Annotated in this window: 15 protein-coding genes; 12 read left to right on the top strand and 3 right to left on the bottom strand. The window is 33.7% G+C overall.

The features are described 5' to 3' along the window. Nucleotides 1-143: 143 nt before the first annotated feature. The 4 genes from BUA73_RS08295 to BUA73_RS08280 all read left to right on the top strand — a co-directional run bounded on the left by BUA73_RS08295 (nt 144) and on the right by BUA73_RS08280 (nt 4,667). Entirely contained in the window at nt 144-1,070 is a 927-nt protein-coding gene (locus tag BUA73_RS08295) for a DMT family transporter (protein WP_072903665.1), read from the top strand. 127 nt (nt 1,071-1,197) lie between these two features. Continuing rightward, on the top strand, nt 1,198-1,812 hold the full coding sequence (locus BUA73_RS08290; RefSeq protein WP_072903664.1) for a hypothetical protein: 615 nt from the start codon (nt 1,198-1,200) through the stop codon (nt 1,810-1,812). A gap of 92 nt (nt 1,813-1,904) precedes the next feature. Beyond that, nucleotides 1,905-3,641: a transglutaminase domain-containing protein gene (locus tag BUA73_RS08285; RefSeq protein WP_072903663.1), complete on the top strand. Its 1,737-nt coding sequence runs from the start codon at nt 1,905-1,907 to the stop codon at nt 3,639-3,641. A gap of 21 nt (nt 3,642-3,662) precedes the next feature. Further along, nucleotides 3,663-4,667, top strand: a complete 1,005-nt coding sequence (locus BUA73_RS08280; RefSeq protein WP_072903662.1) for a LacI family DNA-binding transcriptional regulator — start codon at nt 3,663-3,665, stop codon at nt 4,665-4,667. Between the two features lie 63 nt (nt 4,668-4,730). Here BUA73_RS08280 and BUA73_RS08275 read toward each other — a convergent pair whose 3' ends face one another. Continuing rightward, complete coding sequence (locus tag BUA73_RS08275; protein WP_072903661.1) at nt 4,731-5,867, bottom strand: glycosyltransferase family 4 protein; 1,137 nt, start codon at nt 5,865-5,867, stop codon at nt 4,731-4,733. A gap of 149 nt (nt 5,868-6,016) precedes the next feature. On the opposite strand from BUA73_RS08275, the gene BUA73_RS08270 reads away from it, so the two are divergent. The 3 genes from BUA73_RS08270 to BUA73_RS08260 are packed head-to-tail and all read left to right on the top strand — an operon-like array spanning nt 6,017 to nt 8,843. Further along, complete coding sequence (locus BUA73_RS08270; protein ID WP_072903660.1) at nt 6,017-7,042, top strand: CotS family spore coat protein; 1,026 nt, start codon at nt 6,017-6,019, stop codon at nt 7,040-7,042. Next, a complete protein-coding gene (locus BUA73_RS08265; RefSeq protein WP_072903658.1) occupies nt 7,039-7,824 on the top strand; it encodes a protein kinase family protein in 786 nt (261 codons plus the stop codon). The genes BUA73_RS08270 and BUA73_RS08265 overlap by 4 nt, the downstream gene beginning before the upstream one ends. Next, nucleotides 7,818-8,843: a CotS family spore coat protein gene (locus BUA73_RS08260; RefSeq protein ID WP_072903657.1), complete on the top strand. Its 1,026-nt coding sequence runs from the start codon at nt 7,818-7,820 to the stop codon at nt 8,841-8,843. Before BUA73_RS08265 ends, BUA73_RS08260 begins: the two co-directional genes overlap by 7 nt. 84 nt (nt 8,844-8,927) lie before the next feature. On the opposite strand, the gene BUA73_RS08255 is transcribed toward BUA73_RS08260, so the two are convergent. Continuing rightward, nucleotides 8,928-10,055, bottom strand: coding sequence for a glycosyltransferase family 4 protein (locus BUA73_RS08255; protein WP_072903654.1), 1,128 nt, complete (start codon nt 10,053-10,055; stop codon nt 8,928-8,930). Nucleotides 10,056-10,143: 88 nt separating this feature from the next. On the opposite strand from BUA73_RS08255, the gene BUA73_RS08250 reads away from it, so the two are divergent. The 5 genes from BUA73_RS08250 to BUA73_RS08230 all read left to right on the top strand — a co-directional run bounded on the left by BUA73_RS08250 (nt 10,144) and on the right by BUA73_RS08230 (nt 15,757). Further along, nucleotides 10,144-11,145 (top strand): CotS family spore coat protein, encoded by a 1,002-nt coding sequence (locus tag BUA73_RS08250; protein ID WP_072903652.1) that lies wholly within the window; start codon nt 10,144-10,146, stop codon nt 11,143-11,145. A 221-nt stretch (nt 11,146-11,366) separates the two neighbouring features. Next, nucleotides 11,367-12,002: an ABC transporter ATP-binding protein gene (locus BUA73_RS08245; RefSeq protein ID WP_072903650.1), complete on the top strand. Its 636-nt coding sequence runs from the start codon at nt 11,367-11,369 to the stop codon at nt 12,000-12,002. Continuing rightward, a complete protein-coding gene (locus tag BUA73_RS08240) occupies nt 11,995-12,780 on the top strand; it encodes an ABC transporter permease (protein ID WP_093426693.1) in 786 nt (261 codons plus the stop codon). The genes BUA73_RS08245 and BUA73_RS08240 overlap by 8 nt, the downstream gene beginning before the upstream one ends. Nucleotides 12,781-12,884: 104 nt before the next feature. Beyond that, a complete protein-coding gene (locus BUA73_RS08235) occupies nt 12,885-13,706 on the top strand; it encodes a helix-turn-helix domain-containing protein (RefSeq protein WP_072903648.1) in 822 nt (273 codons plus the stop codon). 302 nt (nt 13,707-14,008) lie between these two features. Next, nucleotides 14,009-15,757 (top strand): transglutaminase domain-containing protein, encoded by a 1,749-nt coding sequence (locus BUA73_RS08230; protein ID WP_072903647.1) that lies wholly within the window; start codon nt 14,009-14,011, stop codon nt 15,755-15,757. 61 nt (nt 15,758-15,818) lie between these two features. Here the strand turns inward: BUA73_RS08230 and BUA73_RS08225 are convergent. Continuing rightward, nucleotides 15,819-16,056 (bottom strand): IS3 family transposase (locus BUA73_RS08225; RefSeq protein ID WP_143146991.1); only part of this gene is annotated, 238 nt, incomplete at its 5' end.

Genomic DNA, 16,056 nt, shown 5'->3' with positions numbered 1-16,056 from the left:
ATAAAAAGTTTACTGATTGTTTGTTTAAAAAGTATGAAATATTTGATATACTTAAAATTGTGTGCTTGATAATAAATTCACACTGAATAAATAAAATTAATCCCAAACAAAAATATGAAATGAAAGTGAGGCTGTGTACAATCATGGAAAATAAAAAAGTTAGAATTATATCAAATGTATCATTGCTAATATGTGCCATGATATGGGGTATAGGATTTGTAGCTACGGATGCTGCTCTTAAAGCGGGTATTGGTCCCTACTATGTTATGACCTTTAGGTTTTTTATAGCTTTTGTGCTTTTAGCGCTTATATTTTTTAATAAACTTAGAAAGGCTACAAAAAGAGACATATTTGCAGGTATAATTATAGGTATTGCCATGTTCGCAGCCTTCGGATTTCAGACTGTAGGACTTCAATATACAACACCAGGAAAGCAGTCATTTTTAACGGGAACATATGTGGTTATTGTGCCATTTTTATATTGGATGATCATAAAAAAGGCTCCAGATAGATTTCAGATTATAGGTACCATACTTTGTGTGGCAGGTACGGCTTTTTTAACCCTTGATGGAAACGGTTTCTATCTTGCAAAGGGTGACATATTAACTCTTGTGTGTGCTGTATTCTTTGCACTTCACATCGTTCTTGTGGACCATTATACAAGGGAATGTGATCCTATAGTTCTTACCATATTACAGATGGTAGTTGCAGGGGTGTTATCCCTTGGATTTGCACTATTTACAAAAGAACCATTCCCAACTGATATACCAATGTCAGGATATGGAGCTGTATTTTATTTAGGAGCTATTAGTACTATGGTTGCTTATATGATACAGAATGTTTCTATAAAGTATACATCATCTACGGAAGCTGCTATAATATTATGTTTAGAAACTGTGTTTGGATCTTTGTTTTCGGTGATATTGCTTGGAGAAAAATTTACTGTGAACATGGTTATAGGATGCGTAATAATATTTGTAGCCTTGGTTACGGCAGAGACAAAATTGAGCTTTATATTTAAGCCAAAGGAAACCATGGAAAAGGATATGGCGGAAAATAGGGAAGTGTAGCAAAATGTGAAGATAATCATCATATTTTGAAAAACATTTAAGAGGAATCTAATAACTTATGATATAATGTTATGTGTAATTATGTCATAAGTTATTTTTGTTTATTATAAATTGCGAGGTGAAGGAAATGATATTTGCAAGGAGAAAAAAGCTTATAATGCCTTTAATAATAATAGGAGCTGTGTGCGTTGGCGTGCTTTCATTTATAAGTCTTAAACAAACAGTGAAGGACAATATGCTCTATAAAAAGGTGTTTTATGCTGTGAAAAAGGCTTCGGAGGATAAAACACAAGAATCGGTTATTTCAGCTAGAAGAGTAAGTAAAGAACTTTTGGATAATCCTAGACTTGCCTATGCGGAACAGTACTTTTCAACTAGTATTGATACTATTCAGCAGGAGCTATTTGACAATATTGAAATTGCGTTAACTGTGGATGAGGAATCTCCAAAGCAATACGTTACACAGCAACAAATAAATGAGGCAAGAGCTCTAGCGGATGGTTTTCTGAAGTATGAGGAAAATGAAAAATACAGAGCTTTGTGGTCTGGAAGGATAGACTCATTCCAGCAGGAAGTGATAAGAAGAGTAAAACAAGCGGTGGATGTGGCACAAGGTGCTGGCACCGATGAAAGTATAAAGCTTGCAAAGGAATTTGTGGAGGAACTTTTTACATCTACAAATGAAGATACAAGGAAAGAAGCAGAGAGATTGAATCAAATTTTAAATAGTATACAAAAATAAATTAAAACGTGATAAAAAACCATTAAAAATCCATTGTAATCTCCGATAATATAATATGAACAAATAATTAATGAAAAAACGGGGTGTCTATAATGGGTTTAAAAATATTTTATCTTAATGGAATTAGCAAAAATGATAAATATATTACTATTAAAAAAATCACCGTACTTACCGTTGTATGTCTTTGCCTTTTTATCAGTGGGGCTGAGGCCATAACAAATGACGATGAAATATATGTAAAAACATATAATGCTGTTACAAGCTCTATGAACGGGGGAACACAGAAAAGTATAACCCTGGCTAGAAAATATGTGCAGGAGATGAGCAAAAACCCACGGCTTAATTTTGCTGTGGGTGAATTTTCTAAAAAAATAGATGTGAGCCAACAGAAGCTATTTAAAAAGTTTTATTCTTATATGTACACTTATGGTGGTTCAGAAAGGGAAATTATTTCTCAAAAAGAGATAAATGAGGCACGTAGTTATTTGGAGGATTTTGCCACATACCAAGGGAATAAGATATATATTTCATCTTGGTCCTGTAAGTTAGATGAATTCCAAGGTAAAATTGTGTCTAAAGCTAATGAATCTTTAGAGCAGTATAAGAAAAATCCTTCGGCAGATACTTTCTTTGAGGCAAAGAAGTGGATGGAAGAATTGAGTTATTCCAATAATCAGGATTGCAAGGGAGAGGCTGCCAGGTTAAGAAAATTAATGTGTACCTACTACGGTGCCAACGATTCTTCTAGGTTACCACAGGGTATGGAATCTATTTTAAAAAAGGAAATGGATGAAGAATGCAATATACTTGGCAAGGATGTTTTAAATACTGAGGAGTTGAGCATTGCTATAAGGGGGGCCCTTAGGAATTTTCAGCACACTCTAGAGGTGAAGGCGTATAACCTTAAGGGGAGCAATGTGGGAAATATTATAGGCGATGTCTTGGACAAGTATCCAGAAATTGACTTTGGCTATAGGGGTGCTTCTTATTCTATAAAAGATGATAAGGATGGTGGTCAAGTAATCACTATTAAGTTTAAATACGCTTATGAAAGCGATGTGCTATTAAAACAAAGGGATGCTGTTTACAATAAGGTGAAGGATATAATTAGCAAAAATATTTATTCTTATATGACAAAATTTGACGTGGAATTATTTTTTCACGATTATTTAGTTGAAAATACCTATTATAATGAGTATTATATAAATCAAGGAATAAATCATCCAGAAGATCATAATGCCTTTGGGGTGCTAATAGAAGGCAAGGGGGTATGTGAAGGATACGCAAAGGCTATGTGTATGCTAAGCAAAGCAGTGGGGCTAGAGTGTATATATGTTGTAGGAAAAGCTAACGGACCGCATGGATGGAACATGGTAAAACTTGATGATGACAAGTGGTATAACTTAGATATAACTTGGAATGACCCTGTGTCTCGCAACAGTGAAGCGAAATTTATGAATATTTCATATAAATATTTCAATATTTCCAATGAAGAGTTTTACAAGGATCATGTTGCTACGTCAAATATTCCTAAGGCTGATGGAGAAAAGTATCTACGAGACAACTTAAATTTAAATGAAAAAGATTTATGGGGAAAGGAAGTAAAGAGTATTTCTAATGAAGTTGAATTAGTTGATGTAATAAAGGATAGTATAATTAATAGAAAGTCTTATGTTGTAGGAAACTTCAAAAATATGACTATGACTTCTAAGGAGATATTTGAGAGGGTGAAATCTGTAAATAAGGAGCTTAAGGTTTCTATGAGCTACAGCATAATTTATGACGGCACTCCAATGAAGTATTTTAAATTATCCTTTGAGTTTAAATAACAAATATCGAGGAGAAAGACTATGACAGTTACTATAAATCAAGTGGCTGCAGAAGCAGGTGTTTCTATAACCACTGTTTCACGAGTTTTGAATAACAATTATCCAGTAAGAAAAGAAACAAGGGAAAAAGTAGAGGCAACTATAAAAAGATTAAATTATAAACCCAATATCATGGCAAGAGGACTCATAACAAAGAAAACATCTGTCATCGGTGTTGTAGTGCCAGGTATAACAAATCTCTTTTTTTCTACCATAGTGGAGAGCATAGAAAACTATCTTCGCGCTTCAAGGTACAATATATTTTTGTGTAATACTGCAGGGGAGGAAGAGTATAAGAGTGTTATCGACGATATTATTGCAAGGCAAGTAGACGGCATAATAATTATTGATCCACTTATAAATGAGGATAGCAATGAATTCTATGAAAATCTGAATAGTTCAATTCCTACTATTATCATCAATGGTGATACCTCAGAGCGCAATTACAATAGAGTAGCCTATGATGAAAAAAGCGGTGCAGAAGAAGCTTTCAATTACATATATGAACTGGGACACGAAAGAGTACTATTTATAAGGGGAAGGCAGAGTTTATCTTACGATATAAAAGAAAAGGTTTATAGAGAAATGGCACCTAAACATGGTTATTGTGAAATCCTAACTGTGGGCGGTGGCAATAGTATAGAAGTAGTGGAAAAGACCAGGATGAAGTTCTCAAGATTCATTGAGGAAATAGGAACCCCAGATGCGGTGTTTGCTTGCAATGATCTTATGGCTCTTGGAGTACTTAATGCTTGTATAGAGAAGAATATATCAGTGCCAGAGCAGATATCTATTACTGGTTTTGACAATACTATGATTTCCGATATAACAAAGCCTAAAATAACTACTGTAGACCAAAATATGGAGCTAGTGGCTAAAACGGCCTCGGAAGCATTGCTGAATAAAATTAAAAACAAGTCGAATGAAAAGGTAAATGTGATTCTTCCTACGAAACTTGTATGTAAAGAAAGTTGTATGAAAAGATAATAATAATTATAAAACCAGATTGGGCAATAAGAGATGAATCTTATGTCTAATCTGGTTTTAATTTTATTTTGTATTAGTAATATTTCCTTTTGCAAAAAATTCATAGGCTTCTATGGTTTTTTGCGCGGTGTTTTGCCAGGAAAAAGCTTTGCTTCGGGAAAGGCCTTTTTCCCGCAGTTTTTCTTGAAGTAATTTGTCGTTTACCATGGATTCCATGGCATTTTGGAGCTCTATCATATTATAAGGATTTATAAGGAGGCCGCAATCTTCAACCACTTCTGGGATAGATGTGGTATTGGATGTTATAACTGGTGTATTACAGCTCATGGCTTCTAGTGGTGGTAGACCAAAGCCTTCATAAAAGGAGGGGTAAACAAAAGCTTGGGCCGCATTGTAAAAATAGGGTAGCTCTTCTTCTGGTATGAAGCCGGCAAAAATTATATGCTTGCTCATTTGAAGGCTTTCCACAAGTTTAATAAGCTTTTGACTACTATCTCTATAGGAGCCCAGAATAACCAGCTTTATGTCTTCGTTGAAGTGGCTTTTTGATCTAGAAAAGGCTTCTATGATTCCGTGAACATTTTTTCTATCACTGAAGCCACCAAGATATAAAAGAAAGTTTTCTTCAATATGGTATTTATTTTTTATAAACTGAAAGCATTTATTTTTGTCAAGGGGTCTAAAAATATGGCTGGCAGCAAGGGGTGTAACCTTAATCTTGTTTGGGTCCATGGGGAAAAATTTCAAAATATCACCTTTTGAAAACTCTGATACGGTGATGATGCCATCTGCCATTTCCACAATATGTGGTATTTCTTTTAAAAATTTTAGGAGGTATCCTTTGCCCACAGTTTCCGGCATGGTGTATGGAATTAAGTCATGAAGGGTAACTACTTTTTTGCAGTTTACATTACAGCTTAGTCCAATACCATTCTGTGGGGCATGGTATAAATCTATATTTTCTTTTTCAATATTGCTGGGAAAATAACTTTCCTGAAAAAATTTATGATGCTTTGATGAGGTCATTACGCAGGTACAATTATGGCGTTCAAAGTCTAAGTAGCTTTTACCTGACCAGAATAGCCTGTACTGGTTTACTGTATCTGAATTTACGATGTTTTTCACAAGATTGTCAGTATAGGTACCTATGCCTGTACCATGATACCAGTTGATTCCTCTGCAATCTATAGCTATCTTCATGAAAAAAACTCCTTATTATTCTTGTATTAATATTGTATTTAACAAGGTGCATAGTGGTGACAATATTATTTTAGAATAAGGACTTTTGAACAAAAGCATTGCAAATGTCATATAGTAAAATAGAATAACTGTAGGGGAGTACAATATATATGCATAAAGTTTCAGAAGAGGTCTTCCAAAAGGTAAAAAACATTGTGGAGGAGAAGTATGAAATTCCAGTTGAAACCATGGAAAAAATAAAAAATGTGTATAAAATTTTTGCCAGTGATGGTAGTATATATTCTTTAAAACCTGTAAAATACGAAAAACCTCATTTTAATTTTATATTTGGGGTCATGAAGCATCTTCAAAATCAAGGGTATAAGGGTGTTCCTAAATTCATAACTACATCTAAGGGTGAGGAGTATATAAATTTTTTTGATAAGTGGGCATATATGAATCCTTGGATCATGGGCAGGGAGAGTAATTATAACAATATAATAGATGTAAATATGGCAGCTTTAAATTTGGCCAATATGCATGATAAAGCTAGAAATTTCAAGGTACAGGAAAACATGAAGCCAAGGAATTATGTGGGCAAATGGGTAGATAATTTCTCTACTAGAAAACATGAAATATTAGATTTTAAAAATCGTATATGTGCTAAGGATAAAAAATCTCAGTTTGATGGTGAGTACATGGAAATAATGTTAGATGAGCTAAATAGGTGTGACTTATGTATTGAGCACCTTAAGGAACACGGATATTTTAAATATATGGACAGACAAAAAGCTTTTATGGAATTTTGTCATCATGATTACGCAAACCATAATGTTCTAATTGATGGAAATAATCAAACTTTCCTTATAGATTTTGATTACTGCATTCTCGATACTCATATTCACGATGTGGCTAGTCTGTTGATAAGGGTCATGAAGGATGGCAAATGGAGTTTATCTACGGCAAAAAACATTATGAGTATATATAAGGATAAGATTGACATTACTAATGAAGAAGTCCTTCTCATAGCGGATTTTATGGAATTTCCTCAGGCTTATTGGCAGCTTGGCATACAGTACTATTGGGAGAAGCAACCTTGGGGGGAAGAGTTTTTCTTAAAAAAACTTAATAGGATAGCTGTGGATAGAGAGGAGAGACAGGAATTTATTGAGGAGTTAAGGGGGAGTTTAAGATGATAAAGGAAAAGGGGGAAGCCTCTAAGGAAACCAATTCTTTTTTTACTTTTGCTAAAGAAAGGAATATTGAAATTATCCAGGGTAAGAGCATTAGAATAGTTGGGGGAGAGGATTTTAGCGAGAAGGATTTATTAAGACAGATCCATACTATTTGCCAATTTCATAAGAGAACTATGGGGTTTAGAGATTACTTAAGGGGCAGGTTAGACAACAAAATAGGAAAACTTTATGAGGAAAATAAGGTTAGTTTAAGGCGTCTCATAGCGGATATAGGGAAATTGCTAGGCAAGGGGGAATTAAACGATTTTGAAAAGCTTTTGCTTGAAACAGCACCGAAGTTCTACACCATAGCTAAGGAGTCTATATGTTCTATTGATGAGGAGGAGTATGTGAAGCTCATTGTTAGGAGTATGGAGAGGCAGGAAGTATGTTTGGACAAGGTATGGTTTAACAACATTGTTATGGAAAGTGGGGAAGAAATTTATGTGAAGGATATGACTTCATCTTCATACAATTTGGTGGAGATGGATTGCATAGAGCTTTTGAAACGGGTTAGAAAAAAAGGCAAGAGGGTGGATTATGTGAAACTTGCGGAGTATTTTTGCAAAGAATCTGATCTTGACGTAATGAGTAGAAATTTTATTCTTTCCATGGTGAAATTTCCTACTGAATATATGCTTTGCTGTAATCGTTACAGGGAAAAAAGGAAGAATTGGTCTTGCGAAGTCTACTGTAAACGCCTTATGGAAGCTATGGAACATGAAGGAGGCAGTGTATGCTAGAGAGCAAGTATAAGGAGAGGGAATTTTTGAGCCAGTATGATTTGGATATAGAGTTATTTAGAAGGTTTAATTTAGATGTTGTGGATGTGGTACCTGTGAGAAAAGTTTTTGTTGTGGTGACTTCATCTAGAGAGTACATTCTTAAAAGGCTAGATTATGGTGAGGATAAAATTGATTTTATATATGATGCTTTGGAGTACGTTAAGGCCCACGGATTTCATAGGGTGATTAATTATGTTGCTGGTGTGGATGGGAAAATTCTTCAATATTATAAGGGCGAGACTTATTGTGTTATGGAACTAGTTGATGGAAGAGAAAGTTCTTATACAAATCCCGTGGAGGTAAGTATCAGCGCTCAGGGTATGGCAGAACTTCACAAGGCGTCTAAAGGATATAATACAGTCTATGATGAATTTGACAACAGAAATAAGCTTAAAGATAGTTTCAATAAGCAGATTGACGAAATCATGGATATAAAGGATATGGTAAAGCATTTTAGTGTGAAAAATCAGTTTGATACCTTAGTTGTAAACAATGTGGATAAGTTTCTTGAAAAAGCATTTTTGGCTTTGAGTTATCTAGAAAAGAGTAATTACAATGAGATAGTAAAGTGCCAAGAAAAGGTGGCGCTCTGTCATCACGATCTTGCATATCACAACATATTGATAAAAGATAATAAGGCCAACTTTATTGATTTTGATTATGCTATTGTGGACATAAAGGTCCACGATGTGGCAAACTACATTATGAAGGTGATAAAAAATTTTGCTTTTTCTTTTGAAAAATGCCAAGATATAATTGATGAATATAAGAAAAATTATGTGCTATATGATGATGAAATTAATTTGCTTTATATAATGCTTTTATTTCCTAATAGGGTTTTTTCCTTGATAAAAAGCTATTACTACAAGGAAAAGCAATGGGAATACAATGTATTTCTCAATCGCTTAAACGAAAAATTCATAATGTACGGCGAGGAAGAGGAGTTTTTAAATAAATTTAAAAGTCGCTTACTATGAAAAATATAAAAATATTAAAAAAGGTGGATCTCTTAGCCCTTACTAAAAATTCAGTAAAGGGTGAGGAGTATCCACTTTGTTTTTTTAAATATGCAGAGTGTCATGATAAGCTTTCACTGTTTTTTGCACTGTCTTTTCCCAACTGTAGTTTTTAGCTTTTTCTAGGCTGAGTTTCTTATAATGATGGTACAGTTTTTTATCTGTAAGCATTTCTTCCATGGCAAGGGAGAGTTCATCAAAGTCCATGGGGTTTATTAGTTTTGCAGCATCCCCTAGAACTTCGGGAATGGAGGTAATATTTGATGATATAACTGGTATGCCACAGGACATGGCTTCTAGTGGTGGAAGTCCAAAGCCTTCATACAATGAAGGATAAGCCAGGAATTCAGCGGCATTGTAGAGATACGGCATGTGTTCTAGTTGTATAAACCCCGGAAATAAAACATTTTCATCTAAAGAAAGCTCATGTACTCTTGTTTTATATATTTCATAGGATAATCCTTTTGTCCCAGCTATGACCAACTTTATAGGGGTTTTATATCTTTTCTTTAGGGTATAAAAAGCCTCTATAAGTCCAAGGATGTTTTTCCTAGGACTAAATCCGCCCACATAAAGAATGTAATCGCTGCATATATTATATTGTTCTTTAATAATAGATTTGCTTATGGACTTGTTAAGTGGTTTGTATATCTCTTCACTGGCTAAATGAGTAACATGTATGTGATTTTTATCATAATTAAATTCACGGGCTATGTCATCTTTAGAAAATTGAGATACAGTTATGATGGCTTTGGCATTTTCTATAATTGATGGCATATATTTATTAAATATGGACAGAAATTTGTCACTGACAGTTTGAGGTAGTTTGCAAGGTATTATGTCATGTAGGGTTATGATGTAAGGGCAGTTTTGGTTTAGTGGCATTCCTATACCGTTTTGGGGAATATGGTACAAATCTAGTTTTAGTTGATCAATTTCATTTGGAACTAGAACCTCATCCCAAAAATTATTTTTATAACTATTCACAGCGGGCACATATTGAACATGATTTTTATAATCAGGAAGGTTTACATCTCCGCATAGGTGTACAAAGAGATGGTCATTTTGAAGGTCATGGCAGTAGTTGAAATAATTTATGAGTTCATAGGTATAAGTTCCAATGCCAGTGCCACGATACCATTTTGCCGCTCTTCCGTCAATTCCGATTTTCATAATAAAACTCCTTAATAATGAATATAATGTAGTATATTAAATGCGTCATTCTTTTGTTAGTATTTTTATAAAGAGGGGGTCGATTAAAATGATGCGAGAGTTAGAAATCGAAAGACAATTTGATATTAAAATTGAAAAAATGAGTCCCAACAAAGGCATTTATGAGTTGGATACTAATGTGGGTAAAAGATGCTTAAAAAAAGTGGGCGTGGGGGTACTTAAAATATATTTTATTTATGGTGCCAAGGAATATTTAGTTAGTAAAGGTTTCCATAGAATTGACAGGAATTATTTAAATACTGCGGGAGAACCTTTTGCCATTGTAAATGAGGATATATACACTTTATCAAGATGGATCGAGGGGCGAGAGGCCGACTTTCAAAATGATGATGATATATTGATGGCAAGTAAGGCTTTGGCAAATTTCAATATTGCATCTCGTGGATACGAACCACCAGAGAACAGCACGGTAAAGACTGATATTGGGAAATGGCCTTCAATTATGGAGAAACGTATACAATCTTTTGAAAAAAATCTTACTATGTCAAAAAAGAAAAAGAAGAAGTTGCCTGAATTTGATGAGATATATCTTCTCAATAAAAATTTTTATAAGGATTTAGCTATAAAGGCGTTGGATATCTTAAATACTTCAGCATACAAAGCGCTGTGTGACGAAGAGTTAGAGGTGAAAGGTCTTTGCCATCACGATTTTACTTATCACAATATTATTATATCCCCAGACAATGAAGTTAACATAGTGGATTTTGACTACTGTAAGCGTGAGATAAGAGTATTCGATTTGGCTACATTCATAACAAAGGTATTGAAGCGAAGAAATTGGGATATAAACATTTGCAAAAATATTATTGATGGCTATAATTCTGTTTCGCCTTTGAGGCCAGAGGAGTACAAAGTTTTATACGCCTTTCTAATGTTCCCTCAAAGATTTTGGAGAATATGTAATAGATTCTATTACAACGAAACCAATTGGGTAAATTCAACATTCATAAATAAAATAAATAACATTATAAATGAAAAGGAATTATATTGTAAATTTCTTGAGGAGTTTAGAGAGTTTTATGGCATTTAGTTTGATGTGATAATTTCTACTTTTTGGTGCATATAAATAGAGCCGAACTTTCCTGGGTTTTCTACAGGAGGGGGAGGCTCTGTTTTAATTTATTTATGGTTAAAAGCTGTGTTGTATATTTCAGTGGTGGAATTTGATTTTACAATTAAGGAATAATATTATTGAACTGTACGTGTTATAATAATATTATTTAATTTAGGGTTGCGAGGAGATTGTGAATCATGGAAAACATAATTAAAGCTACGGGTCTTAAATTTTTAGAATTAGTCAACTATCCTGACATGTGCATTAAAAGGGGGAAGATGACTTTTATATGTGGTGAAAGTGGTTGTGGAAAGAGCACTTTCTTAAGGCTAATTAATAACACAGAAAATTCTTCAGGGGGATTTATTGAATATGATGGAAGAAAAATTCAGGACATAGATACCATAAAATTGAGGAGAGAGGTTTTGCTTGCATCGCAGGAAGTATATCTTTTTGAAGGGACAATCAGGGATAATTTTCAGCAGTATTATAATTATAGGGGCGAACAATGTATAGATGAGGTGAATATGAAGGAGTACCTTTCTATATGTTGTGCAGATTTTCCTTTGGATACTAGGTGTGAAATCATGTCTGGTGGGGAAAGACAAAGGGTTTTTATGGCTATATGTCTATCCTTTATGCCTAAGGTGCTAATGCTAGACGAGCCGACGGCAGCACTGGATGAGGCAACTTCTATTAAATATTTTCATAATGTAAAAAAATTTTGTGGGGAACATGGTATAACAGTCATCGCCATATGTCACAACCCCAAAATGGTGGAGATATATGCAGATGAATGTATTACATTGGAAAGGGGAGGATATGGTGAGTAATATTGTAGAAATACAGTTGTGGCAGTTTTCGCTAATTTACGTATTACTTTTAGTGACTTTGTTTGTAATGAAAAAATGTCACATAAATAAGACGAAGCTTCTTGTGGTGGCAAGCATAAGGATGACAGTACAGCTTACCTTAGCGGGTTTAATATTATCGTATATATTTAAAAATCCTCATCCAGCATATACGGTTTTATATCTTATATTAATGACTTCTTTTGCCATATACCGGGTGCTTTCTAAAAACAAGGGAATTAATAATAGATTTAAAATGGCTATTGCTTGCTCCATTGCCTTTTCCGGAGTAATTGTTATGGTTTTCTTTATATGCGTGGTGGTGGGCGAGAGCATGTTTAATCCTCAGTACGTTATTCCTATAGGTGGCATGATTATGGGCAATACTATGACGGGTGCAACTCTTGGTATAAAAACTTTTCGTGAAAGCCTAAACGGTCAGAGGACAAAAATAAATGCTTTGCTTAATATAGGAGTAACACCAGAAAAAATATTGTTGCCTTTTGTAAAGCAAGCTCTTGAAACTGCATTGCTACCTACTATGAATTCTATGTTGGGAATGGGAATTGTGGCTTTGCCGGGTATGATGACTGGGCAGATATTATCAGGAACACTACCAACTACGGCTATTCTTTATCAAATAGCCATTGTCATTGCCATATGCACTGTGGTATGTTTATCATCTTTTGGATCATTGTACTTTGGATATAAAACTCTATACAATAAGAAAAATCAAATTACATTTTTACAAAAGGAATAGTATAAACTATGCTCAAAAAGTCAAGCAAAGATATAGTCATCATGATATATTATAAGTAAGATAACGTTATCCATTATATTATTGTAGAGTTAAGGAGGTATCCAGTGAAAAATTTTTACGTGCTGACTGATGCGTTAAATTACATTGAGAATAATCTTTGTGACATAATAAATCAAGAAGAATTGGCCAAGGCTTGTTACTGTTCATTGTCCAGTCTTCAAAAGATATTCAAGTATGTATTTCAGCTTAGTATAAATGACTACATTTGTAGGCGCAGAATGACTTGTGCTGCCAAAGAACTCATTGAAAGTGACATGAGTATAACGGACATAAGTTTTAGATACCAATATAGTTCGCCAGAAATTTTTACAAGAGCATTTACACGAGTGTGGAAGATGACGCCATCGGAATTCAGACGTGAGAGAAGATTCACCGGATTATTTCCTAAATATGATTTTAAGTATGATGGAGGGGAAAATATCATGAGTTCAAAAAAATTTGATATTAGTATGTTATATGATGAGATAAAGAAGAGAAGTAACACCTATGTATTGTGCTTTGATATATGTGGCATGATGGAGTTAAATAAAATAAGTAGGGATGTAGGAGATAAAGCTATACTGCAGTGTCTAGAGAGAATTGACAATAATGCTTCAGATGATATGTTTCTTTTTAGAAGTGGTGGAGATGAATTTGTTTTAGTAACCGGCTTAGAAAATTTGGAGCAATTAGAGAAATTGGCAGAAAAAATCATGGATCTAAATGGACAAACTATTGAAAGTCAAGGGGAAAGCATTCCAGTATTCATGAGAGTTGGTGGCATGAAAATTGGCGAGGGAAATCTTAAATACTGTGATGTATTTACCAACATTCGAGAAGTTATAGAGGAAACTAGAAGAAGTAAGGAAGATGTAAGAATCGTCTAGGATAATGTTATTGTAAATTTACAAGATATTAAAAGAGATATGTGAGCAGAAGCTTTTAGCTAAAACATATCTCTTTTTATTTATTGTGCAACAATTTCTAGTTGTGATTTGTATTTATAATAAAAATATGCAAGATTTAGTCAAGAAAGTTTTTATTGTTTTAAGTATAATTATGAGTTGACAGTTAAACAATTGATAAAATAATTATATTTATGAAAGTACTATGATATAATATTTATATGCAATTTCAAGTATTCTTATTGTAAGTGCTTTTTTATTTTTCAGAAAAGAGGGGGATCTAGATGAAAAAGAATAGAATTTTAAGTTGTATTTTTACTTTAATTATGTGTCTGTCTATATTTAGTATATCGGCAAACGCTATGACCATGGATGATGTAATATACCGTGACACCTATGACACTGTAAACCAGTGCATTGGACAGAGAACTCAAGAAAGTATAAATAAAGCTAGGACGAAAATTATAAATATGAATCAACGTGCTAGTTTAAAGTTCGCAGTGGGTGAATTTTCGAAATTAGTGGATAACGTACAACAGGAATTATTTGAGCAATTTTATTCATATTTATATGATGGAAATCACAGAGAGAGGGATTTTATTGATCAGCAAGATATAAATATAGCTAGAAATTATATTTTGGATTTTTCTACCTATAAAGGAAATAAGGATTATATTTCTTCTTGGTCTAGTAAACTTGATCAGTACCAAGGTAAAATAATTATTAGAGCTAATGATGCTGTAAAAAAGTGTAAAGAAAATTGCGATAAAGACAATATTTCAGAGGCAGAAAAATGGATTAGCCAATTGGTGATTTCAAATAACAAAGATTGCAATAATGAAGCTTTAAGGCTAGACAATATATTAAATACAATAAAATCAATAAATATAGAAGACTCAGTAAAGCCAGAAGTACCGGTGGAACCAGAAATACCAGTAAATCCAGAGAAAACAGAAGATAAGGTACAGGCTAGGTCTCTAATTAAAAAAGAAATTCAAGAGGAAAAGAACATTGCAGGTAAAACAATTTATGATTCAAATCAATTGAAAATTGCAGTTAGAGGAGCACTAAGAAATTTTGAGGATAAGTTAAAAGTTCATGGGGCTAATTATGTAGATTCGGAATTGAATGAAGTTATTGGACAGGCACTGGCTGAATCTCAAGAAATTATTTATGGATACAACGGTGCTAGTTGGAGTATTTTAGATAAGGGAAATGGCAATAGTGAAATTATAATTAATTTTGAATATTTATATGATAAGGCGAAACTTCTGGCTCAGAGGGATGCTGTCACTGCAAAAGTTAATGAAATAATTTCAAAAAATATTAGGGATGATATGTCAAAGTTTGAAATAGAATTATTTCTTCACGATTATTTAGTTGACAATGCTTTTTATGATGAAGATTACCTTCGTAAAGGTGGATATAGGGCAGAGGAACATAGTGCTTATGGAATTTTAATTGAGGGAAATGGTGTTTGTGAAGGATATGCAAAAGCCATGTGTGTATTGTGCAAGGAAGCTGGTGTAGAATGTTTATATGTGCCAGGATATGCTGGGCAGCCTCATGGATGGAATATGGTTAAGCTTGATGACAATAAGTGGTATAACCTTGATGTAACTTGGGACGACCCTGTGTACTCTAATGGAGAACATGGATTTATCAAAATAACTCATAACTATTTTAATGTTCCTAATGGTGAATTTATAAAAACCCATACTGCAGAAGGAAAAATACCTGTGGCGAATGGTGTGAAGTATCTTAGGGATAATGTAAATATACCTGAGTATGATATGGACGGAAAACCAATCAATGTAATTACTAGTATGTCTCAGCTAAAAGAAGAGGTTAATAAAGCTATTTTAAATGGGCACTCCTACATGGCATGCAAGTTTTTAAATATGACGGCAAACGCTCAGCAGATTGCTGATACTGTGTTGGAGCTTTGCCAGGAAAATAACTATTATTTAAAATATGGCATACAATATGATGGAACTCCTATCAAATATTTTACTGTTAAGTTAACTTATTGAGAACAAAAAACACTTAGGTGGAAATAAAATGGATCCTATGTCAAGGACATTTTGAAAAAGTCTAGACAGCTAAAAGCTGATTTCTATATTGTATAGGAGTCAGCTTTTTTAATCCCCATTGATATCTAAAGTTATTATAGTACTCCATATAATCATCTATTATAAACTGTAATTCCTTAAATGTAGAACAACTTTTAGAATCTATCTCATCTTTCATATGGCCGAAAAATGATTCTTGAGGAGCGTTATCCCAACAATTTCCTCTTCTTGACATGGATTGACCAAGACTATATTTCTTT

It is taken from the genome of Hathewaya proteolytica DSM 3090 (assembly GCF_900142225.1).
GTDB lineage: Bacteria > Bacillota > Clostridia > Clostridiales > Clostridiaceae > Hathewaya > Hathewaya proteolytica.
Note: the sequence above shows the minus strand (reverse complement) of the source record. Positions and strands in the feature narration are given on the sequence as shown.

What these genes read in the sequence shown, in the direction of transcription:
- BUA73_RS08295 (WP_072903665.1), top strand. Translation starts at nt 144, where the DNA reads ATGGAAAATAAAAAAGTTAGAATTATATCAAATGTATCATTGCTAATA.
- BUA73_RS08290 (WP_072903664.1), top strand. Translation starts at nt 1,198, where the DNA reads ATGATATTTGCAAGGAGAAAAAAGCTTATAATGCCTTTAATAATAATA.
- BUA73_RS08285 (WP_072903663.1), top strand. Translation starts at nt 1,905, where the DNA reads ATGGGTTTAAAAATATTTTATCTTAATGGAATTAGCAAAAATGATAAA.
- BUA73_RS08280 (WP_072903662.1), top strand. Translation starts at nt 3,663, where the DNA reads ATGACAGTTACTATAAATCAAGTGGCTGCAGAAGCAGGTGTTTCTATA.
- BUA73_RS08275 (WP_072903661.1), bottom strand. Translation starts at nt 5,867, where the DNA reads ATGAAGATAGCTATAGATTGCAGAGGAATCAACTGGTATCATGGTACA.
- BUA73_RS08270 (WP_072903660.1), top strand. Translation starts at nt 6,017, where the DNA reads ATGCATAAAGTTTCAGAAGAGGTCTTCCAAAAGGTAAAAAACATTGTG.
- BUA73_RS08265 (WP_072903658.1), top strand. Translation starts at nt 7,039, where the DNA reads ATGATAAAGGAAAAGGGGGAAGCCTCTAAGGAAACCAATTCTTTTTTT.
- BUA73_RS08260 (WP_072903657.1), top strand. Translation starts at nt 7,818, where the DNA reads ATGCTAGAGAGCAAGTATAAGGAGAGGGAATTTTTGAGCCAGTATGAT.
- BUA73_RS08255 (WP_072903654.1), bottom strand. Translation starts at nt 10,055, where the DNA reads ATGAAAATCGGAATTGACGGAAGAGCGGCAAAATGGTATCGTGGCACT.
- BUA73_RS08250 (WP_072903652.1), top strand. Translation starts at nt 10,144, where the DNA reads ATGATGCGAGAGTTAGAAATCGAAAGACAATTTGATATTAAAATTGAA.
- BUA73_RS08245 (WP_072903650.1), top strand. Translation starts at nt 11,367, where the DNA reads ATGGAAAACATAATTAAAGCTACGGGTCTTAAATTTTTAGAATTAGTC.
- BUA73_RS08230 (WP_072903647.1), top strand. Translation starts at nt 14,009, where the DNA reads ATGAAAAAGAATAGAATTTTAAGTTGTATTTTTACTTTAATTATGTGT.